Origin of the sequence: Elizabethkingia sp. YR214, from assembly GCF_003058195.1 — a bacterium.
Classification (GTDB): domain Bacteria; phylum Bacteroidota; class Bacteroidia; order Flavobacteriales; family Weeksellaceae; genus Elizabethkingia.
On record NZ_QBUH01000001.1, the window covers coordinates 404,829 to 428,137 of the forward strand.

Sequence of the window (23,309 nt, forward strand, 5' to 3'; positions counted from 1 at the left end):
TCTCACATTTATTGTGAGATTTTTTTTGATTGGCAATTTCGCCTGAATTTTGTTATATAATGTTAGCTTGAGTAATATTTCCTGTATTCTATAATATTTAAATCAACAGATTCATTTTTATATTTATTATAGGATTTATAGGGTTCAAATCCAAGTTTTTCAGGTATTCTTTTGCTTTTAATGTTATTTTTATCAACGGGATAAATTATATAATTTATTTTTAAATTTTGCTCAATAAAATCAATCAATAAAATTATGATCTCCGTTCCCAAGCCCTTACTTTGTGAATCTTCCTTTAACCACAACCCAACTTCAACAGATTCTTCGTTTATATTGTGAATTCCACAACATCCAAGAAAATTTTCATCTGAATCTAAAACTACAAAAACGATATCTGTTTTTTTTATTAAACTTTCTTTCGAATTTTCAACAAAGCTTATTATTTCATTTTTATTTCCATTTGGATTGAAAGGCATAAATTCTGTCACTTTCTTTGTGAAATTTATATAAATTTCATCAATATACTCTTCGTGGATTGGTTTTAGAATTAAACGATTTGTTTTTAAATTCAAGTCTGGATTTAGACCCATATTTGTTTGAAAATTATTGTAGCTCAAATGCCACTTGGTATATTTTAATTATTTGCAATTCTTGCCTTCTCCATACTCATATCATCCACTGGTGATTTTAACCATTGTGAAGAAGCAAGGTAATTCTGATCCGGATAATAAATAAATAATATATTTTTCTCTTTTATTGCATCGATAAGAGAGGCAGCTATATCTCTTGGAACAGCCGGACAGCCCCAGCTTCTTCCGATACGTTTGTGCTGTATTGCAAAAGCCTCGTTAACATAATCCGCACCATGCATTACAATTGCTCTTTTGTAGGCAGCATCGTTATAACCTGCATCTAATCCTTCTAATTTCAGAGAATATCCATTATCCCCCTGATAAGTATTCTCTGTTGTATAGAAGCCTAAGCTGCTCTGATGTGAACTTTCTCTGTTTGAAAATTTTTCTGCAAACTCTTCTCCTGTTCCTTTTCCGTGTGCAACCAAAGAGTTGAAAATAATCTTCTTCTCTTTTACATCAATCACCCATAATCTTTTCAGGTTAGAAGACAGACTAAAGTCGCAGATTGTTAAAAGGTTACTATTTTCAGGCACTTTCCCTGCCTTTTTCAGGTTTACATATCCAAGATATGCTTTTTCGAAAACTGTTTCTGATAATTTGCTGAAGCCGGTAAAGTCAATTGCCTCGTACAATACTGAGGAAGAAGAGACAGCTTCATGTTTTGTTTCTGTTTTTTTTACCGTCACGGCAACGTCTTTCTTTACCAAAGATTTTGATTCCTCAAAATTGGTATCGTTGACAAAAAAAGAGGTTGACACAACATAAACAGAAATTAATGAAATGATTAATTTCTTCATGTAATACTATTTAAAATGTCTTTTTTGAAAATTGCTTCGGCAAAATTAGAACAAATTCAATATCAACACTTTAAATAGACATAAGTTTAACTTTATTTAAGAAACTTTAACGCTGAGATTCACTATCCGGAACAAAATCCAGACTAACAGAATTCATACAATAGCGTACTCCTGTAGGCTCCGGCCCATCGTTAAAAACATGACCTAAATGGGAGTCACATCTACCACAAACAACCTCTATTCTTTCCATTCCGTGAGTAGAGTCTCTTTTATATTTCACAGCATCTTTTTCAGATTGAAAGAAACTAGGCCATCCGCAAGTGCTGGCGAACTTTGAAGATGAGCGGAAAAGATGATTTCCACATACGGCACAGTAATATTCGCCTAATTCATCTGTTTCATTATATTTCCCGGTAAAAGGACGCTCTGTTGCAGCTTCTCTGGCAACCGCATAGAGATCCGGAGACAATATCTTTTTCCACTCCTCATTGGAAACATTTAATTTCGTTTTATCTGTTCTGGAGTAGTATGGATTGTTTTTTGATGTTTCTGTATTCATAGAATTGGTTTTAACAGGCACTTTCATTTCTGAGCATTGTAAGAACAAACTCAGAATGCATAGATTAAAAATAAGATGCCAGATTTTCATATTTCAAATTTACTAAATTTGTTCAGATGACAGAATCACAAAAAAGAAAACAACTCTTTAAGTACAAAGCTCTGGCGACCGGATTATTTCTTCTGATGGCCTGTATCTTTATAACAACAACTGTACTACAAAAGCAATATACCTCTCACTGGATTGGCTATATACATGCGTTTTCCGAAGCAGCTATGGTAGGTGCTCTTGCAGACTGGTTTGCTGTCACTGCACTTTTCCATTATCCTATGGGTATAAAAATACCGCATACCAATCTGATTGAGAACAGTAAACAGAAAATTGGGGATAACCTGGGGAACTTTGTAGTCGAAAATTTTGCTTCTGCAGAAAATATCCGCCCGTATATAGAAAAAATAAAGGTAACCGGTTTTCTAAGTGAATGGCTTTTAAAAGAAAAGAATCAGGAAGTACTGGTGAAAGAAATTGCTATTTTATTGAAAAATGCCATCTCTCAGTTTCAAGATCCGGATATCATCAGCTTCATTGCCGGAAAAATAAAAGAAGCCGGAGAAAATCTGAAAATCAACCATATACTTTCTAATGGTATTTTCTATCTTCTGGAGAAAGGAGAACAGCATTCAATTATAACTTTTCTGTCCTCTAAAATCAAGAATTATATCCTTGAAAATGATGAATTAATCCGTGACAAGGTCCACCAGAATAGCTATTCTCTGGTTCCAAAATTTGTTGATAATAAGATAGCAAACAAAATCACAACGGGGCTAGCCAGCTTTTTTGAAGATATAGAAAACAATCCTGATCATAAGGTCAGAAATGAAATTTCAGAGAGTATTTATCAATTTGCAAATGAAATAAAAACATCTGATCGATGGGAAAATGAGCTGAGTAAAATAAAAGCTTCCATCCTGAATGAGGATAAATTAAATGATTACGCTACAGATATATGGCATTCTCTAAAGAAAACATTAATGTCTGAACTGGACAATGATCATTCCGCACTAAAGCAATATGCTCAGAAAAACATACGCCAGTTTGCAGAGGACCTGAACAAAAATGAGTCTCAACAAAACAAAATAGATCAATGGATCCGTTTTAACGCTTACAGGCTTATTCTAAAAAATACAGGAAAGGTTTCTGAACTTATCAGTACTACTGTTGGCAATTGGGAAGGTAAAGAACTAAGCCGAAAATTAGAATTAGAAGTGGGCAAAGACCTTCAGTTTATCAGGATCAATGGAACCATAGTTGGTGGATTGGTTGGGCTAATTATATATACCCTTGCTGCCTTTATTTAACCGATAATCGACAAAAACAATCATTGAATTTATTTCAATAATTTATATAAATAATTATCCAACAATTCAATTTCTCTGTTTAGCTTTAAAAATTAGATAATAAAACTAACATAATACTAGTTTTACCATAAATATATTTAAGCTTTTTCAATTCAAATTTTAACGTCATAACAGTAAAAAGTAAAAAGATTCATACTTACAATAAATAAATAGATTAACTTTTTTCTTATTTAACAAATCATTAAATTTTATTCCTACATTCGTTAACATTGTGTTAATATAAACTTGACACAAGAAGTTATTAGTCCAAATTATAAAATTTAAGTTAGTATGAAAAAACGATCCATTATGATGGTTCTTTTAGCATCCTCTATTGGCCTATACGCCCAGGAAGGAAAAGCTAAAGATTCTACAAAAACATCCAATATTCAGGAGGTTGTAATCACCTCTCTGGGTATTAAAAGACAAGCCAGATCACTGACCTACTCTGCCCAACAGATAGGGGGAGATGAACTTACTGAAGTCAAAACCCCAAACTTACTAAATTCCATTAACGGAAAAGTATCCAATGTACAAATCAATAAAACCAATGGTGGTGTCGGTGGTTCTGTAAGAATTGTAATGCGAGGAGACAAATCAACCAGAAATAGTCAACCTTTATTTGTTATAGATGGTATTCCTATTGTAAATAATACAGGAGGTCCAGAAACAATGGTATTTGCACAAATGCCTGACACCGGAGATATCTTCAGTACCATTAACCCGGAAGATATACAAAGTGTAAGCTTTCTGAAAGGGGCATCTGCCGCTGCCCTATACGGAGCACAAGGGAGTAATGGTGCTGTTTTAATTACTACTAAAAAAGGAGTAGCCGGTAAAAGCAAAATATCATTCTCATCCAGCTTAACATTTGATAAAGCCTATAGCCTTCCTAAGCTACAATACAAATATCTTCAGACAACCCCACACGATCTGGCAACACAAACGCCAGGTTCAGAAGAAAGCTGGGGACAGCCGGGTGCATCAAAAGATTACCTTAATCGCTTCTTGGATACAGGTGTAACTTTAATTAATAATGTAACTTTTAGTTCCGGAAACCAAAAAACAACTAACTTCTTTTCAATAGGAAATACTTCTAATGACGGAATTGTTCCAACCTCAACTTTCAAACAATATAATATCGGTTATAGAAATTCCAGTAAATTTCTTGACGACAAGCTAACTCTGGATGCCAATGTTATGGCCTCTCTTCAGGATTCTAAGAACAGATTAACACCTGGTGCATATTACTCTCCCCTTACCAATATTTACTGGTTACCAAGAGGAGTTGATTTAGATAATTACATGAATGATTATACATATCTCAACAAATCCCGAAACTTAACAGCTCAGAGGTGGTGGGCTATTGATAAAGATGGAAATTTTAGTGCTGAAAGCCAAAATCCAATGTGGATATTGGACAAAAACCCGGTATTAACCAAAAATAAAAATTTTTATGGGTCTTTAGCATTAAATTATGCAATCAACAGCTGGTTAAATTTTAAAGTAAGAGGAAATTATAGCTATTTCTATTCAGATTCAGAAAGAGATCTTTATGCATATACCCATCCAACATTTTTACCAGGATCATTCCAGGGTAAGAAAAACGGAAGGATCATTAAAAACACTATCGAAAGAACCACTAAATACGGAGATGCATTATTAATAGGTAGCCCGCATATCAATGATAATATTAGTTTTGATTTCACAGTTGGTGCCAGTATTTCCGATATCAGAACTACCACAACAAAACTGGACAACAGTATGTTAATGACTCCGAATTTGTTTGCTCTTAACAATCTGTACTGGCCTGTTGAACTTCAGAAAAACGCAGCCAGCCACACTATTTATCAGGGTAACAGACAGGACCAATCTGTTTTCGCCAGTACATCATTAGGATATAAGAAATTTCTTTATTTAGATCTAACCTTCAGAAATGACTGGTCTTCAACACTATCCAATACAGGAAGTTATTCTTTCGATTATGAATCCATTGGAGCAAATGTTATCCTTTCTGACATATTAACCCTTCCAAAAGCAGTTAGCTTCTGGAAAGTAAGAGCTTCTTATGCTACAGTAGGACAGGCTTTAGATCCTCTTACAACAGTAATTGCAAGAGGTCTTGATGCTGGTACTATAGATGGATTTAGTTCATCTCCCATTACACAGGAAAAATTTAAAGATTTATGGTTGAAGCCTGAATTAAATAAAACATTTGAAGCAGGAACAGAGCTAAGGCTTTTTAAAAACCGTTTAACTTTTGACTTTACTTATTACAGATCTAACGTTAAGAATCAGCTCCTTAAAAGTGTAGATGCTGTAAATTTTGGTGATCCATATAACACTGGAAAAATCGACATCAACGGAGGAAACATTCAGAATACAGGTTTCGAAGCAAACTTAGCTTATGATGTTTTTAAACAGAAAAAATTTGGTTGGACTGTAACTCTGAATGGGTCTGCCAATAAAAATAGAATCGTAGAACTACTTCCTGATAAATATTTTGGTGGAGACGCTCTAAACAATCCTTTACCCTTATTAGGTAGTGGTTATAACAGGCTTAAAGTAGGTGGTTCTTTTGGCGACATCTATGGTCGTGGTTACTTAAGAGATGCGCAGGGAAGAATTATCGTTGACGAAAAAGGAGTACCAAAAAGAACAGCTGATGACAAACAGTTTTTAGGTAATCCAAATCCTAAATTTATTCTTGGATTAAATAATTCATTTTATATTGGGAATTTCAGCCTAAGCTTCTTGATTGACGGTAAATTTGGTGGAAAAGTTTTAAGTATAACGGAAGCTGTTAATGATGCTCTTGGTGTTAGTAAGGCTTCTGCCGATGCAAGAGATGCGGGCGGAGTATCAATATCTAATGCTGTATACGAAAATGGGACAAGTTACACAGGCAAAACAAATGCACAGGAATATTATACTAAAGTAGGAGGTAGAGACCCTTTAACAGAAGCATATATGTATAGTGCCACTACTATCCGTTTAAGGCAAGCTTCCGCTTCATATACTTTTAAATTAAATTCTAAATATCTTGAAGATGCGACATTAAGCCTTATAGGAACCAACTTGTTCTTCTTCTACAAGAAAGCTCCTTTCGATCCAGAGCAAGTATCTGGAGTTAACCCTGGTGGTGTTGGTATTGACATTTATGGATTGCCACTTACCCGTTCAATAGGACTTTCTGTTAAGCTTAATTTCTAAATACAATTACAATGAAAAAATTTAATCATAAAATATTTCCGATTATCATCACCAGCTTACTCGCAGCTAATAGTTGTACGCGTGACTTCAATGACATTAACAAAGAGTATGTAAAAGGACTGGATGAAGAACAGTTAAATGCTGATTATGGACAATTAGTTACCGCAATGAAACTAATGCAAAAAAGCATATTAGGTATTGATTTAGGTGTTTATCAGTTAACTCAAAATCTTAATTCAGATATGTATAGCGGATACTTTAGTACTCCAAACCCTTTTGGTGGACCAAACAATCTTACCTACTTCATGAAAGACAACTGGAATGAGAGAATCATGATTACGCAACTGGAAGATGTTCTCAATCGTGCAGAAATATTCAAATCTGTTGCAACAAAAACATATCCAAGTTACGATTTTACACATGCAACAGCTATTATTAATATTGTTAAAGTAATATCATCATTAAAAACATCTGATGCACATGGGCCTGTAATCTATAGCAAATTTAATAACCCAAATGCTGATGGTTCTACCGATTTTGACTCTCAGGCAGATGCTTATCATTTCTTTATTGCAGATCTTAACAAGTCCATAACTGTACTAAGTAATAAAACTCTTTCACAAGAGGATAATTCAGTTATAAAAGGAGCTGATATATTCTATAACGGAGATACCTCTAAATGGATGAAGTTTGCTAATTCCCTTAAATTTAGAATAGCCATGAGAATGTCATATGCAGCTCCTGCTGATGCAAAAAAATACGCAGAAGAAGCTCTTGTTTCACCTGCTGGTTTAATAGAAAACAATGTGGACAATGCATTACTAAGTTATAATGCTCCATCTCCTCTAGGTGGTGATATTTACGATTGGACTGACTGTAGAGCCGGAGCTCCGCTGTTATCTTACATGACAAGTTATAAAGATCCTCGAATTACAGCATACGCAGACCCTGCAACTGATCCATTATTAAAAGGACAATACATTGGTATTAGAAATGGTATCAATCTGTCAAAAAATGGTAAATCATTTTATGTCAACTATTCTATTCCTAAAGCTGAAGCTGCTAGTGGAGCTTATTTCACCCGAGACAATGCTTCCGGTAAGGGTAAATTCTTCGGAGCTTCTGAAACATGGTTTCTAAAAGCTGAAGCCGCATTAAAAGGTTATGCAGGAGCTGGAGATGCTAAAACTAATTATGAAACAGCAATTAAAACCTCTTTTGAAGAATGGGGTAAAAGTGCTGATGCAATAGCTTATTTACAGGATGCCACTTCTGTACAACAACCATATATTGACCCTAAAGATTCGGGAAACAATATTCCTGCAGGAAGCCCAATGTTAAGTACAATTACCATTAAATGGAACGATGCTGATTCTAACGAACGAAAACTAGAAAGAATTATGACCCAAAAATGGTTGGCTCTTTATCCTGATGGTTCTGAAGCATGGGCTGAACAAAGAAGAACAGGTTATCCTATTCTATTCCAAAACCTTGTTAATGAAAGTCAGGGAACCATTGACACTAAATTAATGATTAGAAGAATTCCTATTGCTAATAAGTATAGAAATAATAATCCTGTAGGCTACCAGCGAGCACTAAGCACATTAGGCGGTCCTGATACCGGAGGAACTAAATTATGGTGGGATAAAAAATAATTTCAAAAAAGTACGGGAAAATTCCCGTACTTTTTTGTTTTATAAAGTCTGCATTAACTATTAATAAGGACAAATTTCTTCCCAACAGCTTAGCGGACCATATCCAAAATTGCCATGAACTTTGGTATAATTACTAAAACATTGTGCATACGAAGAGTAGTTAGCACTGAAATTACATGATCCGGCACTAGATCTACATGTACTATTTACATCCGCACATGTAGTTTGAGTAGCACCGCCACTGATATTTTTCAATTCTGTTCTTGTTAAAGGATTTCTTTTCATGTTTTTAAGATTTTTCATAGTAAATATTTTTATTTGGTTAGTTTATCGAAGATACAACTTTTTCATTATCAGAAATCTACCATTTAAAAAAAGCTTCATCATTCGTAAATAAAATATCTGATCGTGAAAAGATTCCGAGTATCTCCCTTTTTTTACCTGCAAATATTCTCTTTTTATCACTGAATATGAACAGTATCCTTTCTAAAACAGCAATCTCTTTATCATAATTTTTTATCTTTGGAAAAAATTAATAAAATGGTTAGAAACTTCCTTTCTATTGCTCTTATGCTGGTTTTCGGACTGGCACTAGCTCAAAAAGGGCCTTACTATCAGCAAAAGGCAAAGTACAAGATGGATATTGATGTAGATGCTACTAAGTTCACTTACCTTGGAAAACAAAGCATTCAGTACACCAACAATTCACCTGATGAATTAAAAGTTATTTATATGCATCTTTATTGGAATGCCTTCAAATCGGGCTCCATGATGGATGAAAGAGTAAGAAATCAGGGTAAAAATTCTGATAAAAGATTACAAAAGGACGGTGTATCACGTTTAGCATCAATTCCTACAGATCAGGAAGGACGCCAAAACATTCATTGGATTAAACAAAACGGAAAGGATCTAAAGTTTGAAATACAGGAAACTGTAATGAAAGTTATTCTTAATGAACCTTTAAAGCCTAACAGTACTACCTCTTTATCTATGGAATGGGATGCTAATATTCCAATGCAAATCCGTAGAGCAGGCCGTAACAACAGCGAAGGTGTAGATATGACGATGACCCAGTGGTATCCTAAAATTTCTGAATACGATTACGATGGCTGGGCAGCTTTCGACTATATTGGAAGAGAGTTCCACGCTCCGTTTTCAGACTTTGACGTTACTATAAAAATAGATAAAAACTACGTATTAGGTGCCGGAGGAACTCTGGAGAATTCTACAGAAGTAAAAGGTTATACTGCAGCATCAAATGTAAAAGCAGACCAGGATGGTAAGGCAACATGGAAATGGACAGCTAAAAATATTCTGGATTTTGCATGGGCTGCGGACAGAGATTATTCCGTTGACGAATTCACTGTACTGGGCGGACCTAAAGTTTATTTTGTCTATCAGAAGTCAGAAAAAACAAAATACTGGGAAGAGGCGAAGCCTTATATAACCAAATATTTCCAGATAATGAACGCACAGTTCGGGCAATATGCCTGGCCTTCTTATTCCTTTATACAAGGTGGAGACGGAGGAATGGAATACGGAATGTGTACCATGATCTTAGGAGAAGCGAAATCGGTAAAAGATTTATGTGGCCTTATGTTCCACGAAGGATCTCATTCTTGGTATCAGCAAATGCTGGCAACTAATGAAAGTGTGAGACCGTGGATGGATGAAGGATTTACAAGCTATGCAGAAGCTTATGTGAGCAATCAGCTTTTCCCTCCTGCAAAACCACAAGCTAATCCTTTTGTTTCCAGCATCAATAACTATATAAAATTTGTAAAAACTGGAAAAGAAGAGCCTGCGTCATGGTTAGGAGATCACCACGATGATGGAACTGCATATACTTTTGCTTCTTATGTAAAAGGAGAGTTATTCCTTGTAGAATTAGGCTACATTATGGGTGAGCAGAACCTTTCAAAAACAATGAAAAAATACTATGATGATTGGAGCATGAAACATCCTACAGATAGAGATTTCATACACATTGCACAAAAGATTTCCGGAATGGATTTGAAGTGGTTCCAGAATTACTGGATCAACACCACAAAAACGATTGATTATGGTATTAAAAGTGTAAAATACGGAGACACATCTACAACAATTACATTAACAAATAACGGAACCCTTCCGATGCCTATAGACTTCAATGTCTTAACCAAGGATAAAAAGGTATTAACATACCACATCCCGCTTAATATGATGCGTACACCTAAAACTACAGATATCTATGGTCCTATTACTGTAATGCCTTTCTGGAATTGGACAATGAAAGATTACGAACTGACTATTCCATACAGTAAGGCTCAGCTTCAGGCTATCGGAATCGATTTCAGTCAGCGTTTAGCAGATGTTAACCCTGCCGATAATATTATCGAGGTAAAATAGTTTTATGAGATCAATTGTCATCAATATAGGAAATACCAATATCCGTTTCGGTTTGTTTAACGGAGACAGTTGTGAAATTTCCTGGGTAATCAATACAAAACCATACCGTACAAGTGATGAACTCTTCATACAGTTCCTTACGCTTTATCAGTACAATAAAATTGATATTGATAATATTGAGAAAATCATCATTGGTTCCGTTGTACCTCAGCTTACCTATGATATTTCCAGAGCTGTACACAAGATCCATAATATGAAACCCATTCTGGTAGACCGCAGTACGCCTTCTGGTGTACAAGCCAAGTCTAAACAGATGGGTACAGATATTTACGCAAATCTTGTAGCAGCACACAATCTTTATCCGGACAGAAAAAAGATTATTCTGGATTTTGGAACCGCACTTACTGCAAGCTGCGTTGCAGAAACAGGTGAAACATTGGGTGTTATTATTGCTCCCGGTATTATTACCTCACTTAATTCGTTGATTAATCAGACTGCTCAGCTGCCTGAAATTGAATTAAAGAAACCAAAATCTGTATTGGGATTAGATACGGTAACCTGTATGCAAAGCGGAATGGTATACGGCTTCCTTGGAATGGTAGAAGGCTTTGTGGACAGAATTAATAGCGAAGTGAATGATGACTGCTTCGTAATTGCAACAGGCGGAGTATCCCATGTATACAAGCCTCTGACAGAAAAAATTCATGTTGCAGACAGGCTCCACACCCTTAAAGGGCTTTACTACCTAGGTAAAGATTTATAAAATGGAAGTTCCTTTAAAAATAGAAACAGAACGTCTGATTCTTTCTCCTCTGAAAGAATCAGATATTCCGTTGATTACAGAGTATTTACAGGAAAAAATTATTTCTGACAATACTTCTAATATCCCCCATCCCTATTCTGAATCCGATGCCCGGACCTGGATAAAAATGTCAGACGATGCTCTGACAGCTAAAACCGGCTATACTTTTGCCATACGTGAAAAAGAAGGAAAAATAATTGGTGCCATTGGTCTACACGACAGAAGTGATAATAAAGCTGAACTAGGCTACTGGATAGCTGTTCCTTTCTGGAATAAAGGTTATGCTACAGAAGCAGCATCTGCAATTCTGAATTTCGGAATTAAAGAGTTAAAGTTCCATAAGATTTATGCCACACACTTTATTCATAATCCGGCTTCAGGAAAAATTATGGAAAAAATTGGAATGCAGAAAGAAGCTATTTTAAAACATCATATAAAAAAGGAAGAGCAATACTTAGACATCCAAATGTACTCTCTTATCGTCTAACGTTTCGATTTGAAAAAATCTTTGATGAGTGCCGAGCATTCATTTTCCAGAACTCCGGAAACAATTTCTGTTTTAGGATGGAGAGATAAACCTTTATTGATAAATCCTCTCTTCTCATCCCTCGCTCCTATCACTATTTTTGAAAGCTGTGACCAAGCCAACGCTCCGGCACACATTACACAAGGCTCAAGCGTAACATACATTGTACAGTCTATAAGATATTTTCCGCCCAACATATTCGCTGCAGCTGTTATCGCCTGCATTTCGGCATGAGCTGTCACATCATTCAGTAGTTCTGTAAGATTATGTGCTCTGGCAATGATCCTTTCATTATAGACCACAATACAGCCTACCGGGACTTCATCCTTTTCCAATGCTGCTTGCGCCTCTTGAAAGGCCATTTTCATAAAATATTCGTCTGTAAACATCTAGTCAAATTTCATAGTAATCGGAAAGGTAAATCTGGATCGGACTGCTACACCATGCAATGTTCCCGGAATAAATTTATCCGGTACAAGATACATACATATTTCGGCCTGTCTGTTGAAGACAATATTGCCTCCCTCGGATTTTACCTGAGCAATGCTTCCGTCCCTTTCAACAACAAAGGTAACAATGCTTTTCAGCACTGCATTACGATCTACATCAGCATCAAAGTAAAAAGAACTGCTTACTATTTCTCTCAGCTTATCAATTCCACCTGGATACTCAGCTGCATGGTCTGGGTTTTTCTCTACAATTACTTCTTTTTTCTGGGGAACTTCTTTGTTTAGCTTTGCCAGTTGTTCAAGGTTTTTAGTCTTGATTAAAACGCCAAGATAGGCCTGGTTACGTACACTGTCCAATTTCTTGATAAAGAAACCATATTCACTTTCCAGTTTTATTTTTTCTTCGAAATTTCGAACCAGCCCCAGTCTTCGTTTAAACTCTTCATTAACTTTTAACTGATGCTGATCATAAAAATTCTTTACCTCTCTGAACTCTTCAGTTTGTTGTGAAAAATAAAAAACAGAAAACAATAAAAAGCAAAAACAATATAGAGATCTTTTCATAACCACGTTCCTCAAAATATAGTATCAAATATAGTCAAATAGTCTGTAAAGCGCAGCATCTTAAAGCGCTCTTAGACACAAATTATGAGGCCAATATAATTTGTAACTATTCTAAATTAATGAAATCTAATGAAAGTCATTTCACCGTTTATACATATCAATTCTTTTTAACAATTAATAGCTTAAATTTGCACCCTGATATAATGGCAGCCAAATTGAATACATATCAAACCTCACAATTTACGGTTCTCAGTATTAGTTTCGAGAAAGCCGATGCTGTTACCAGAGGGAGATTTGCCTTTTTCGACGATCATATTAAAAGTTTTGTTAATCATATTCACGATCGCGAAATGGGTGACGCTTTTGTCGTTTCCACATGTAATAGAACCGAAATTTATACCACAACACATAATTATATGTTTGTGGCGCAGTTATTTTGTGAAACCGTTGGTGTACAACTAATGGATTTCATGCAGTTTGTAACTGTAAAAAAAGGAACTGATGCTCTGGATCACCTTTTCAGAGTTGCTGCCGGTCTGGAAAGTCAGATTATCGGAGATTTTGAGATTATTTCTCAGATCAAAAATGCCTACAACCGTTTCAAAGAATACAAACTACATTCCAACGCATATCTGGAAAGAGCAATTAACTCTTCTATTCAGATATCAAAAAGAATAAAGAATGAAACCGGGATCAGTAATGGAGCAGCTTCTGTTTCTTATGCTGCGGTTCATTATATTCTAAAAACTCAGAAACAACTTCCTGAGAAAAACATCTTATTATTGGGTGTTGGTGAAATCGGGCAAAATACAATTGAAAATCTTGTAAAGCATATTTACAAACCAAAAGTAAAAATCGCAAATAGAACTGCCGAAAAAGCAGAGAAGATTGCCGAAAAATATCATATTCCTCATATCAATTTCGAGGACTTCCCTAAGGAACTGGAACAAACCGATATTCTTATCGTTGCAACAGGTGCAAGTAAGCCTATCCTGTATCCTGAGAACATGCCTAAAAAGGATATCCTGGTTATAGATCTTTCCATTCCGAATAACGTAGACAAAACAGTTGCTGATGTTGACGGAGTAGAGCTTATCGATGTCGATGCTCTTTCTGTTCAGATTCAGGAGACAATGGAACAACGTAAGAAAGAAATTCCTAAAGCAGAAATCATCATTAAAGAAATGTCTAAGGATTTTATAGAGTGGGAAAAAAAAAGAAAGATGGCCCCACATATCCATGTTTTTAAAAACAACCTGAAAAAAATTGAACAAAATGAAATTCATAAGGTTGCCCGGAAGAATGGTGAAGTAGATGAGGAAGATTTGCATCTGACCCGCAAAATGATTCAGAAAATTACCAATCGTTTCGCTAAATACATCATAGAAAATCCACACCGTTCGGAAGAAGTAACAAAGCTTCTGGATGACATCCTAAACCTCCAACCAAAGGAAGACAGTTATGAAGACCATTAAAATCGGTACACGAAACAGCCCGTTAGCCATGTGGCAAGCAGAGAGAGTAGCTTCTCAGCTTCAGACTCTGGGGCATAATACAGAACTTGTTCCGGTTGTTTCTACAGGAGATAAAAATTTACAACAACCTTTATATGCGCTAGGAATAACAGGTGTTTTCACAAAAGACCTGGATATTGCTTTGCTTAATAAAGAAGTTGATATTGCAGTACATTCACTAAAGGATGTTCCTACAGCTCTTCCTACCGGAGTTATTATTTCTGCTGTACTGGAAAGAGATTTTCCTGAAGATGTATTGATCAGAAATCCAAAAGCAAAAGATAAAGATATATCCGAGTTATCGGTTGCAACCAGTAGCCTGAGAAGAAAAGCTTTCTGGCTAAACCAATATCCAAATACTCATTTTTCAGATATTCGCGGAAACGTACAAACACGTCTGAAAAAACTTGAGGATGGACTTGCAGATGCTACCCTGCTTTCTTTGGCAGGAATAAAGAGGATGGAAATGGATGTTGAATATGAACATTTACCATTTCTGCTTCAGGCTCCGTCACAAGGAGTAGTCTGTTGTGCATCTTTAGCTGAAAATGAAGAATTAACTTCAATATTAGCTCAGATTAACCACGAAGAAACCAATAAGTGTACTAAGATTGAAAGAGATTTCCTTAGACATCTGGAAGGCGGATGTACAGCTCCAATTGGTGCCCGTGCAACAATTTCCGGAAACAGCATTACATTTGAAGGAAGAATTGCTTCTTTGGACGGCTCTAAAGAAATTGATCTGAAAGAAGTTGCTGAATGGAATGACGATCTGGGTGTACATTTTGCACAACAGGTTTTGGACAATGGTGGAAAAGCCATTATGGAAGAGATAAAAACCCAGCTATAAGACATGGCCATCCGTATTCTTTTCACAAAGGAATTGTCTAAAGAATACATCCAACAACAATTGGGTGATTATTTCGATCCCTCATTTCTTCCTGTTATCGGAATCCGTTATACGGAAGATCAAATTGATATCGAAGATTATCATCATTTTATTTTCACAAGTATTCAGGGAGTAAAAGCAATTAAAGAAAAAATTATCTTCCCGGAAAATTCAAAATTCTATACTGTAGGTGAGAAATCCCGAAAAGCTCTGGAAAAAATGGGATTTTCTGTGGAAATTGTAGCCAAAAATGCATTGGAACTCTCTGATAAAATTCAGGAGCTAAATCCCATAAAAATAATGCATTTTTGCAGTTCAAAAGCTTTAACTACATTAAAGCTTCAATTGTCCGAAGCTGGCTTTGATTTTGCCGAAAAGATAGTTTATGAAACCATACCTTTGTATCCAGAGTGGAATACCCCGACAGATGCTATTGTATTTTTCAGTCCTTCCGGTGTAGAAAGCTTTATGAAAAACAATTCTGTAAAAAATGAAAGATTATTTGCCATTGGTGAAACAACGACCAACTATCTAAAATCTTTTACAGACAACGAAATTATAAAAAGTGAACAAGAAACCCTCGAAGATTTGCTTCAGGTAATAAAAGATACTTATAGAAATGATTAAGAACGACTTATACTTAAGAGCCCTAAAAGGTGAAACTGTTGAAAGACCTCCGGTATGGATGATGAGACAAGCAGGAAGATATCTTCCTGAGTTTATTGCTCTTCGCGATAAATATGATTTCTTCACCCGTTGCCAGACTCCTGAGCTGGCTGCTGAAATTACAGTACAGCCTATCAGAAGATTTCCGCTAGATGCAGCAATCCTGTTCTCTGATATTTTAGTTGTTCCTCAGGCAATGGGCATCGATTTCAAAATGAAAGAGAATGTTGGCCCTTGGCTGGACAACCCTATACGTACAAAAGAAGCTGTAGAACAAATTGTAGTTCCGGATGTAGATGATACTTTATCCTATGTTTTTGATGCTATTACCTTAACACTGGAACATCTTAATAACGAAATCCCTTTAATTGGTTTCGCAGGCAGCCCTTGGACAATCTTGTGTTACTGCGTAGAAGGAAAAGGAAGTAAGGCTTTTGATATAGCTAAATCTTTCTGCTTCCAGCAGCCGGAAGCTGCGCACCAGCTTTTACAGAAAATAACTGATACTACAATTGCTTATCTGAAAAGAAAAGTAGAAAAAGGAGTTTCTGCAGTACAGGTTTTCGACTCTTGGGGAGGAATGCTTTCCCCTGCAGATTATCAGGAATTCTCTTGGAAATATATCAACCAGATCGTAGAAGCTTTAAGCCCACTAACCGAAGTTGTTGTATTTGCTAAAGGATGTTGGTATGCACTGGAAGACATGGCTAAATCTAAGGCTTCAGCACTTGGTGTAGACTGGACAGTAACTCCTGAAATTGCAAGAAAGTTAACTGGCGGAAATATTACACTTCAGGGTAATTTCGATCCGGCAAGATTACATTCTTCACCGGAAACGATCCGAAAAATGGTTCATGAGATGATTGACCGTTTCGGAAAAGATAAATACATCGCTAATCTTGGACACGGAATTCTGCCTAATATCCCGGTAGAAAATGCAGAAGCCTTCATCAGAGCTGTTGTAGAATATAAAGCATAACGTTAATATTATAAATTATAAGCCGGTTCATAGTGACCGGCTTTTTTTAGCTTACTGGTTCTGAGGTTATTTTTATATATTTATCAATAACTTATAACCATGAACAAATTTCTTAATCTTTTTATTCTGCTTTTTATTCCCTGCAGTATCATCGCTCAGGCAGTTAAAGAACCTTCAAAACCTAATATTATTTTCATTTTAGTAGATGATTTAGGATATGGAGATATTGGTATTTTAAATCAGAATCAAAGAAAAAAGGAAAGAAAACCCTATATAGCGACCCCATTTCTTGACAAACTCGCTACTCAAGGTGCTATACTTACCCAATCCTATAGTAATGCTCCCGTTTGTGCCCCTTCACGAGCCTCTCTACTAACGGGTCGCACGCAAGGACACTCCGAGGTAAGAGATAATCAATTCGATAAAGCTCTTGAAGACAATTATACGATAGGAAATACCCTGCAGAAAGTTGGATATACAACAATAGCTATAGGGAAATGGGGACTACAGGGAACAGATGCAAACTGGCCTTCTCATCCACTTAAAAGAGGCTTTAATGAATATTACGGATATATCAGACATTCCGATGGTCATGAGCATTATCCTAAAGAAGGAAAGTACAGAGGCAAGAAGGAGGTATATGATAATTACACCAATGTAGCTGAAGATCTGGACAAATCTTATACGGGAGACTTGTGGACAGCCCGTGCAAAATATTGGATTACTCAACACAACCAGAACCAAAAAGACAAACCATTCTTCATGTATTTAGCCTATGATACGCCTCATGCTGTTATTGAGCTTCCTACACAAGGATATCCAAAGGGAAATGGGCTAAATGGAGGATTGCAATGGCTTGGTAAAAAGGGACAAATGATCAATACAGCATCTGGGGAAATCGATTCCTGGTATGCACCCGAATATGCAAATGCCACCTATAAAACAGCTGACGGAACAGAACAACCGTGGACAGATGTAAACAAGAGATACGCAACGGTAATACAACGTTTAGACGCTCAGGTTGGTGATCTATTACAACTTCTGAAAGATCTGAAAATTGATCAAAACACGTTGGTTGTATTCTCTTCAGACAACGGTCCTTCACAGGAGTCTTATTTAAAAGAACCCTATACACCCGAATTTTTCGATGGCTATGGCCCTTTTGACGGTATAAAAAGGGATCTATGGGAAGGTGGAGAGCGCATGCCTGTTTTTGTACAATGGAATAGCAAAATCGCACCGGGACAGAAAATTGATCTCCCGAATATGCTGTCCGACTGGATGCCGACTTTTCTGGATGTAGCTGGAGCAACAACTCCACAGCGTGCAGATGGTATATCTATTTTACCAATACTTACCGGAATGGTTGATCAACAAAATGCCCCTATTGTCTATGCAGAATATTTCGAAGAAGGACATACTCCTAATTACACCGATTTTGAAGTCAAAAGACGTAAAAGAACACGAGGACAAATGCAACTGGTCCGTTTCGGAAAATACAGTGGTGTACGCTACAATATTAAAGATGCACAAGATAACTTTGAGATTTATAATGTAGTTACTGATTCTAAACAAAAAACAGACTTAGCAGCATCCATGCCTTCGCTGCAACAAAATATGAAAGATTTCGTTCTGCAGAACCGCCGTCCAGACTCCTCCGCAGTGCGCCCGTACGACAAAGCATACATCCCGGGAATCCCTCATAAATCAGCAAAAAAAGGTATTCAGTGGTACAGTTATCAGACAAATTCTCCATGGGTACCAGATACAAATAATCTGAAGCCTGTAAGCAACGGTACTCTTACTACTCCTATCATCATAAATAAAAGTATCAAAGGAAATATTGTTACTATAAAAGGAGCTCTCAATATTCCTCAAAATGCCAATTATACATTTTACCTCAAAGCATTTGGAAAGGCTTTTCTGAGAATACATAAAGCAGCTTTAATCGATGCTGACTACAACTACATTTCCGGAACAGAAAAACGTGCAGAGATCTTACTAAAAGCAGGTCTTCACCCATTTACACTCACTTATAAAAAGCCGGAAAACGATGTAACTGCAAAGGATTTTATATTCGAATGGAGCAGCGAGAATTTCAGCAGAAGAAAGTTCTCTCCGGAGGATTTCCATTAAAAACACAATATAGTTTTTCCAATTACCTGCATTTGATGCTTTCAATAACAATACGTTTTTCAATAGATTAAGTTGTTGTAACTTTGCAAAAAATTTTTGTAGAATGAAAATTGTAGTCGGACTATCCGGAGGAGTAGACTCCAGTGTGGCAGCTTATTTACTAAAACAACAGGGACATGATGTTGTTGGACTTTTCATGCGTAACTGGAACGATGCTTCGGTTACTCTGGAAGATGAATGCCCATGGATAGAAGATAGTAATGATGCACTAATGGTTGCCCAAAAGCTGGGAATACCTTTCCAGGTAATCGATATGAGCGAACTTTATAAGGAACGTATTGTAGATTACATGTTCGAAGAATACGAAAAAGGACGTACACCCAACCCGGATGTTTTGTGTAACCGTGAGGTAAAGTTTGATGCCTTCATGGATGTTGCACTTTCTCTGGGAGCTGAAAAAGTGGCTACAGGTCATTATGCACAACTTTCTTCTGTAGAAAAAGATGGTGAAACAATTTACCGCCTGTTAGCCGGTAACGACAATAATAAAGATCAGTCTTATTTTCTTTGTCAATTAAGTCAGGATCAGCTTTCCAAGGCTCTTTTTCCGATTGGTCATTTAACAAAACCACAGGTAAGAGAAATTGCAAAAGAAATCGGTTTGGTAACAGCTGACAAGAAAGACTCCCAAGGACTTTGTTTTATTGGGAAAGTAAGTCTTCCTGAATTTTTGAAACAACAGTTACAGCCAAAAGAAGGTGAAATTGTAGAAATATTCAGAGACTTTTCTGGGTTTAATAAGTCTCAGCCTGAATTCTCATCAAAACAAGAAGAACTGGAGTACCTTTCTTCAAAAATCAGGTATCAGAAAAGTGACGGAAAAGTCATTGGCAAGCATCAGGGCGCTCAGTATTACACAATTGGTCAAAGTAAAGGCCTTGGTATAGGGGGGCATAAAGAATCTTGCTTTGTGATCTCCCGTGATATGGAGAATAATATACTTTTTGTAGGAGAAAGCCACAGCTTCCCGGGATTGTATAAAAAAGCACTGAAAATAAATAATGACGAAGTAAAATGGATCCGTAAAGATCTGCAGCTTCAAAATGGCGAAAGCCGTGAAGTAATGGCCAGAATCCGTTACAGACAGCCTTTACAGAAGGCTACAATTTATCAGTTTGAAGATGCTTTTTATATAGAATTTGAAGAACCTCAATCAGCTATTGCTGAAGGGCAATTTGCAGCCTGGTACGTCGGAGAAGAAACGCTTGGAAGTGGTGTAATTTCTTAAGGTATGAAACCTCGGATTTTAGCTATTATTGGTAGTACAAGACCCAATTCTTCAAACCAAAAGATTGTAGAAAAGATTGAAAAGCTGCTTCATCATAATTTTACAATCACTTATTTTAACGGATTAACAAGCCTTCCCTATTTCTCGCCAGATCAGGCCTTTGAAAATACGCCTGAAAAGGTGATCGCATTCAGGGAAGAAATAAAATATGCAGACATCGTTCTGATCTGTACACCGGAATACATTTTTAGTATTCCGGGAGTACTGAAAAATGCTCTGGAATGGCTTGTTGCAACAGATATATTCTATCAGAAGCCATCAGTGCTTATTACAGCTTCCGCATCCGGAGAAAAGGGACAAGAGGAACTACACCTCATTATGAAAACCCTGGGAGCAAAATTTTCTGAAGAATCTACCCTTCTGATTCCGGGAGTAAAAGGGAGATTCAATACCGATGGACAGCTTACAGATCCCGATACCATTGAAGCTCTTCAGAAATTATCAGAAAACATCAAAAATCTGCTGTAACTTTTTCTATTTTAGATTGTCTTTATCATAAAGAACTGCAATCTATGAAGAAATTACTCTACACTACTTTTCTAGCTTCTATTATTCTTTCATCATGTTCAGGAACCTTTGGCTTTAGGGGAGTTTATGCCCAACTTTGGAATATTGATGGCCAGAAAGAATACATACTGACTTCTAACACTTCCAGAAATCACAAATTTGATTTAATTAATACCTCCACTGAGGATTCCACTTTTAAGATCTATACTTCTGATCACAAATTGTATCAAATCATTAAGAAAGGCGAAAAAGCATGCTTTATGGACACTTCCTTTAATGGAATCATAATAGAGAATACGACTTCTGTAAATGGAAAGGTACAATTCTATGCCTACATCCAGGAAAAAGGATATCTTACGGCTCCCACAGTCAAAATTTCAGAAGTAAAGAGATAGCATGTTTTCTTTATTATAAAAAAACCGTTATTTGATTAGCCTGGAAAATAAAGAAGGCCTCCTATTATGATGTTTGATTATTTATTATCCGGGAATCATTCGTATTATCTTATTAAGTATTTTAGGGATAATGATATTTGTTTATGATGCCTATCTAACATAATCTAATTTCCCGAACTTCTTTATTATTAGTACAATTCAGAATTTGAAAAATAAATTTGGAGGGTAAATAAAAAAATACTTATCTTTGTCGCCTTTCATTTTTACTTTTTATTAGATTTATTTCAAACTGCAGCGGCGTTCCGCTCGCAGTTTTTTTATTTTTATTTATTGGCTCTCAGAAAAATAAGTCCAGAAATAATTAGTACAGCACCTGCTACCTGCACCATATTTAAAGTTTCACCATCTACAATTCCCCAACCTACAGCCACAATAGGCATTAGTAAAGTTACTGAAGAAGAAAACAAAGGTGTAGAGATATTCACCAGGCGATAGTTAAGCATCATAGCCAGCCCTGTTCCAAAAACAGATAACAGAGAGACAAAGCCTAAGCCCTCCCAGAAGCTGGCATCTGCCTTGAAGTTGGTAAAAAAGCCTGCAAAGACAAGGGTAAGAAGCGAGGGTAAAAATAATACCAATGAAAAAACATAGGCTGACAGCATTTTCGCTGGAATTGAACCTAACTTTGCCTTAACCGTTGTAACATTTATAGCATAGAATACCGTTGCCAGTAAAAGTAATAAAATAGGGATTATCTCAATGGAGCCACTTTCATTTTTGGAGGCCAGCATCAGAATACAAGCTCCTACAAAGCTAATTCCAACGCCAATCATCTGTTTTTTTGTCGAATTAATTCCCCACAATAATGGCCCGACTATAATAACAAAAATAGGTAGCATAGAATTAATAATTCCGGCAATACTGCTGCTGATTCTGGTTTCTGCAATCGGAAACAGAAACATTGGAAAAAAATTACCACAAAGTGCTACCACCACAACCCATTTAAGTTGTTTTGCAGGAAAGCTTTTCAGGTGTTTTATTGCAATAGGCATTAGTATCAGAGAAGCTATTAGAATCCTCAGTGCTCCCACCTCAAACGGATTAAAATGCTGTAAAGATTTTTTAATCAGGATAAATGATGAACCCCATATTAGGGTAAGCACCATCAGAAGAACCCATTTTTCCCTATTTGTATCCATTTATTTTAAAAAATTTAAATAATCCTGCTTATCTATCATCCTTGCTCCAAGGCTTTCCAAGTGGGCCGTATATACCTGACAGTCTATCACATCATACGTCTCTTGATATTTTTTTGCGAAATAAATAAATCCGGCTTTCGAAGCATTACTTACTTTCGCAAACATACTCTCTCCACAGAAAACATTTCCCAGATCTAGCCCATACAAACCACCAACCAGCTCTTCATCTTGCCAAACCTCAATACTTTTGGCCTTTCCGAGTCTGTGCAACTCTATATAAGCTTCTTCCATCTCGTCAGTTATCCAGGTCCCGTCCTGATCTTCTCTGTAAATATCTTTACAGTTCCTGATTACCTCGATGAAGCATTGATTTTCGGTAAAAGAAAATGCTTCATCACGAAAAACCTTACGCATAGATCTAGAAATCTTTATTTCGTTCGGAAACAAAACAAATCTCGGATCCGGGCACCACCAAAGAATTTCTTCGCCCTCATTAAACCAGGGAAAAATACCAAGCTGGTATGCAAACCAAATCCTTTCGACAGAAAGATCTCCGCCAAAAGCCATTAGCCCTTCTTCCGGATTATACAATGCCGGGTCCGGGAAAGAAATATCATTAGGGTCTAGCTGATACATAGGAAAAACAAAATCCTACTCAATAAACAGTAGGATTTATATGATGGTATAAAGA

At 36.4% G+C, this 23,309-nt stretch carries 22 protein-coding genes; 14 read left to right on the forward strand and 8 right to left on the reverse strand.

The window, feature by feature from the left end:
• Positions 1-62 precede the first annotated feature (62 nt).
• The 3 genes from C8J95_RS01765 to msrB all read right to left on the reverse strand — a co-directional run bounded on the left by C8J95_RS01765 (position 63) and on the right by msrB (position 1,991).
• Positions 63-590, reverse strand: a complete 528-nt coding sequence (locus C8J95_RS01765) for a GNAT family N-acetyltransferase (RefSeq protein ID WP_107807353.1) — start codon at positions 588-590, stop codon at positions 63-65.
• Between the two features lie 44 nt (positions 591-634).
• Positions 635-1,432: a murein L,D-transpeptidase catalytic domain family protein gene (locus C8J95_RS01770; RefSeq protein WP_107807354.1), complete on the reverse strand. Its 798-nt coding sequence runs from the start codon at positions 1,430-1,432 to the stop codon at positions 635-637.
• A gap of 106 nt (positions 1,433-1,538) precedes the next feature.
• Positions 1,539-1,991, reverse strand: coding sequence for a peptide-methionine (R)-S-oxide reductase MsrB (gene msrB / locus C8J95_RS01775; RefSeq protein ID WP_185114185.1), 453 nt, complete (start codon positions 1,989-1,991; stop codon positions 1,539-1,541).
• Between the two features lie 116 nt (positions 1,992-2,107).
• Between msrB and C8J95_RS01780 the strand changes: the two genes are divergently transcribed.
• From C8J95_RS01780 to C8J95_RS01790, 3 genes are all read left to right on the forward strand, one after another.
• Entirely contained in the window at positions 2,108-3,349 is a 1,242-nt protein-coding gene (locus C8J95_RS01780; RefSeq protein WP_107807356.1) for a DUF445 domain-containing protein, read from the forward strand.
• A 330-nt stretch (positions 3,350-3,679) separates the two neighbouring features.
• Positions 3,680-6,601, forward strand: coding sequence for a SusC/RagA family TonB-linked outer membrane protein (locus tag C8J95_RS01785; protein ID WP_255412698.1), 2,922 nt, complete (start codon positions 3,680-3,682; stop codon positions 6,599-6,601).
• Between the two features lie 11 nt (positions 6,602-6,612).
• Positions 6,613-8,256, forward strand: coding sequence for a SusD/RagB family nutrient-binding outer membrane lipoprotein (locus C8J95_RS01790; protein WP_107807358.1), 1,644 nt, complete (start codon positions 6,613-6,615; stop codon positions 8,254-8,256).
• Positions 8,257-8,316: 60 nt separating this feature from the next.
• On the opposite strand, the gene C8J95_RS01795 is transcribed toward C8J95_RS01790, so the two are convergent.
• Positions 8,317-8,559 (reverse strand): hypothetical protein, encoded by a 243-nt coding sequence (locus C8J95_RS01795; RefSeq protein ID WP_107807359.1) that lies wholly within the window; start codon positions 8,557-8,559, stop codon positions 8,317-8,319.
• 237 nt (positions 8,560-8,796) lie between these two features.
• Here C8J95_RS01795 and C8J95_RS01800 point away from each other — a divergent pair, with 237 nt between their 5' ends.
• Genes C8J95_RS01800 through C8J95_RS01810 form a run of 3 tightly spaced genes read left to right on the forward strand, consistent with a single transcriptional unit; the run spans position 8,797 to position 11,933 of the window.
• Entirely contained in the window at positions 8,797-10,644 is a 1,848-nt protein-coding gene (locus tag C8J95_RS01800; protein WP_107807360.1) for a M1 family metallopeptidase, read from the forward strand.
• 4 nt (positions 10,645-10,648) lie between these two features.
• Positions 10,649-11,407: a type III pantothenate kinase gene (locus tag C8J95_RS01805; RefSeq protein WP_107807361.1), complete on the forward strand. Its 759-nt coding sequence runs from the start codon at positions 10,649-10,651 to the stop codon at positions 11,405-11,407.
• A gap of 1 nt (position 11,408) precedes the next feature.
• Positions 11,409-11,933 (forward strand): GNAT family N-acetyltransferase, encoded by a 525-nt coding sequence (locus C8J95_RS01810; RefSeq protein WP_107807362.1) that lies wholly within the window; start codon positions 11,409-11,411, stop codon positions 11,931-11,933.
• Here C8J95_RS01810 and C8J95_RS01815 read toward each other — a convergent pair.
• A complete protein-coding gene (locus C8J95_RS01815) occupies positions 11,930-12,361 on the reverse strand; it encodes a nucleoside deaminase (protein ID WP_107807363.1) in 432 nt (143 codons plus the stop codon). The genes C8J95_RS01810 and C8J95_RS01815 overlap by 4 nt on opposite strands.
• Positions 12,362-12,985 carry an energy transducer TonB gene (locus tag C8J95_RS01820; protein ID WP_107807364.1) on the reverse strand — a complete coding sequence of 208 codons (624 nt, stop codon included), beginning with the start codon at positions 12,983-12,985 and terminating at the stop codon, positions 12,362-12,364. It lies immediately after the preceding gene.
• A gap of 203 nt (positions 12,986-13,188) precedes the next feature.
• Between C8J95_RS01820 and hemA the strand changes: the two genes are divergently transcribed.
• The 8 genes from hemA (at position 13,189) to C8J95_RS01860 (ending at position 21,419) form a co-directional block, all read left to right on the forward strand.
• Positions 13,189-14,460, forward strand: coding sequence for a glutamyl-tRNA reductase (hemA, locus tag C8J95_RS01825; protein WP_107807365.1), 1,272 nt, complete (start codon positions 13,189-13,191; stop codon positions 14,458-14,460).
• Positions 14,447-15,349, forward strand: a complete 903-nt coding sequence (hemC, locus tag C8J95_RS01830) for a hydroxymethylbilane synthase (RefSeq protein WP_107807366.1) — start codon at positions 14,447-14,449, stop codon at positions 15,347-15,349. Before hemA ends, hemC begins: the two co-directional genes overlap by 14 nt.
• A gap of 3 nt (positions 15,350-15,352) precedes the next feature.
• Positions 15,353-16,015, forward strand: a complete 663-nt coding sequence (locus C8J95_RS01835; RefSeq protein WP_107807367.1) for a uroporphyrinogen-III synthase — start codon at positions 15,353-15,355, stop codon at positions 16,013-16,015.
• Positions 16,008-17,033 (forward strand): uroporphyrinogen decarboxylase, encoded by a 1,026-nt coding sequence (hemE, locus tag C8J95_RS01840; protein WP_009086637.1) that lies wholly within the window; start codon positions 16,008-16,010, stop codon positions 17,031-17,033. The genes C8J95_RS01835 and hemE overlap by 8 nt, the downstream gene beginning before the upstream one ends.
• 99 nt (positions 17,034-17,132) lie before the next feature.
• Complete coding sequence (locus C8J95_RS01845) at positions 17,133-19,169, forward strand: sulfatase-like hydrolase/transferase (RefSeq protein WP_107807368.1); 2,037 nt, start codon at positions 17,133-17,135, stop codon at positions 19,167-19,169.
• A gap of 103 nt (positions 19,170-19,272) precedes the next feature.
• Complete coding sequence (gene mnmA / locus C8J95_RS01850) at positions 19,273-20,457, forward strand: tRNA 2-thiouridine(34) synthase MnmA (RefSeq protein WP_107807369.1); 1,185 nt, start codon at positions 19,273-19,275, stop codon at positions 20,455-20,457.
• 3 nt (positions 20,458-20,460) lie between these two features.
• A complete protein-coding gene (locus C8J95_RS01855; protein WP_107807370.1) occupies positions 20,461-20,985 on the forward strand; it encodes an NADPH-dependent FMN reductase in 525 nt (174 codons plus the stop codon).
• Positions 20,986-21,029: 44 nt separating this feature from the next.
• Positions 21,030-21,419 carry a hypothetical protein gene (locus C8J95_RS01860; protein ID WP_107807371.1) on the forward strand — a complete coding sequence of 130 codons (390 nt, stop codon included), beginning with the start codon at positions 21,030-21,032 and terminating at the stop codon, positions 21,417-21,419.
• Positions 21,420-21,742: 323 nt separating this feature from the next.
• Here the strand turns inward: C8J95_RS01860 and C8J95_RS01865 are convergent, their stop codons facing one another.
• On the reverse strand, positions 21,743-22,618 hold the full coding sequence (locus tag C8J95_RS01865; RefSeq protein WP_107807372.1) for a DMT family transporter: 876 nt from the start codon (positions 22,616-22,618) through the stop codon (positions 21,743-21,745).
• Complete coding sequence (aat, locus tag C8J95_RS01870) at positions 22,619-23,254, reverse strand: leucyl/phenylalanyl-tRNA--protein transferase (protein WP_107807373.1); 636 nt, start codon at positions 23,252-23,254, stop codon at positions 22,619-22,621. It abuts the gene before it with no gap.
• Positions 23,255-23,309: the final 55 nt, after the last annotated feature.

Bases quoted from the DNA above. Each gene is read 5' to 3' on its own strand.
- C8J95_RS01860 (WP_107807371.1), top strand. From the start codon at position 21,030: ATGAAGAAATTACTCTACACTACTTTTCTAGCTTCTATTATTCTTTCA.
- C8J95_RS01795 (WP_107807359.1), bottom strand. From the start codon at position 8,559: ATGAAAAATCTTAAAAACATGAAAAGAAATCCTTTAACAAGAACAGAA.
- C8J95_RS01810 (WP_107807362.1), top strand. From the start codon at position 11,409: ATGGAAGTTCCTTTAAAAATAGAAACAGAACGTCTGATTCTTTCTCCT.
- C8J95_RS01800 (WP_107807360.1), top strand. From the start codon at position 8,797: ATGGTTAGAAACTTCCTTTCTATTGCTCTTATGCTGGTTTTCGGACTG.
- C8J95_RS01765 (WP_107807353.1), bottom strand. From the start codon at position 590: ATGGGTCTAAATCCAGACTTGAATTTAAAAACAAATCGTTTAATTCTA.
- hemE (WP_009086637.1), top strand. From the start codon at position 16,008: ATGATTAAGAACGACTTATACTTAAGAGCCCTAAAAGGTGAAACTGTT.
- hemC (WP_107807366.1), top strand. From the start codon at position 14,447: ATGAAGACCATTAAAATCGGTACACGAAACAGCCCGTTAGCCATGTGG.
- C8J95_RS01815 (WP_107807363.1), bottom strand. From the start codon at position 12,361: ATGTTTACAGACGAATATTTTATGAAAATGGCCTTTCAAGAGGCGCAA.
- msrB (WP_185114185.1), bottom strand. From the start codon at position 1,991: ATGAATACAGAAACATCAAAAAACAATCCATACTACTCCAGAACAGAT.
- C8J95_RS01855 (WP_107807370.1), top strand. From the start codon at position 20,461: ATGAAACCTCGGATTTTAGCTATTATTGGTAGTACAAGACCCAATTCT.
- C8J95_RS01785 (WP_255412698.1), top strand. From the start codon at position 3,680: ATGAAAAAACGATCCATTATGATGGTTCTTTTAGCATCCTCTATTGGC.
- C8J95_RS01780 (WP_107807356.1), top strand. From the start codon at position 2,108: ATGACAGAATCACAAAAAAGAAAACAACTCTTTAAGTACAAAGCTCTG.
- aat (WP_107807373.1), bottom strand. From the start codon at position 23,254: ATGTATCAGCTAGACCCTAATGATATTTCTTTCCCGGACCCGGCATTG.
- C8J95_RS01820 (WP_107807364.1), bottom strand. From the start codon at position 12,985: ATGAAAAGATCTCTATATTGTTTTTGCTTTTTATTGTTTTCTGTTTTT.
- C8J95_RS01790 (WP_107807358.1), top strand. From the start codon at position 6,613: ATGAAAAAATTTAATCATAAAATATTTCCGATTATCATCACCAGCTTA.
- mnmA (WP_107807369.1), top strand. From the start codon at position 19,273: ATGAAAATTGTAGTCGGACTATCCGGAGGAGTAGACTCCAGTGTGGCA.
- C8J95_RS01770 (WP_107807354.1), bottom strand. From the start codon at position 1,432: ATGAAGAAATTAATCATTTCATTAATTTCTGTTTATGTTGTGTCAACC.
- C8J95_RS01845 (WP_107807368.1), top strand. From the start codon at position 17,133: ATGAACAAATTTCTTAATCTTTTTATTCTGCTTTTTATTCCCTGCAGT.
- hemA (WP_107807365.1), top strand. From the start codon at position 13,189: ATGGCAGCCAAATTGAATACATATCAAACCTCACAATTTACGGTTCTC.
- C8J95_RS01835 (WP_107807367.1), top strand. From the start codon at position 15,353: ATGGCCATCCGTATTCTTTTCACAAAGGAATTGTCTAAAGAATACATC.
- C8J95_RS01805 (WP_107807361.1), top strand. From the start codon at position 10,649: ATGAGATCAATTGTCATCAATATAGGAAATACCAATATCCGTTTCGGT.
- C8J95_RS01865 (WP_107807372.1), bottom strand. From the start codon at position 22,618: ATGGATACAAATAGGGAAAAATGGGTTCTTCTGATGGTGCTTACCCTA.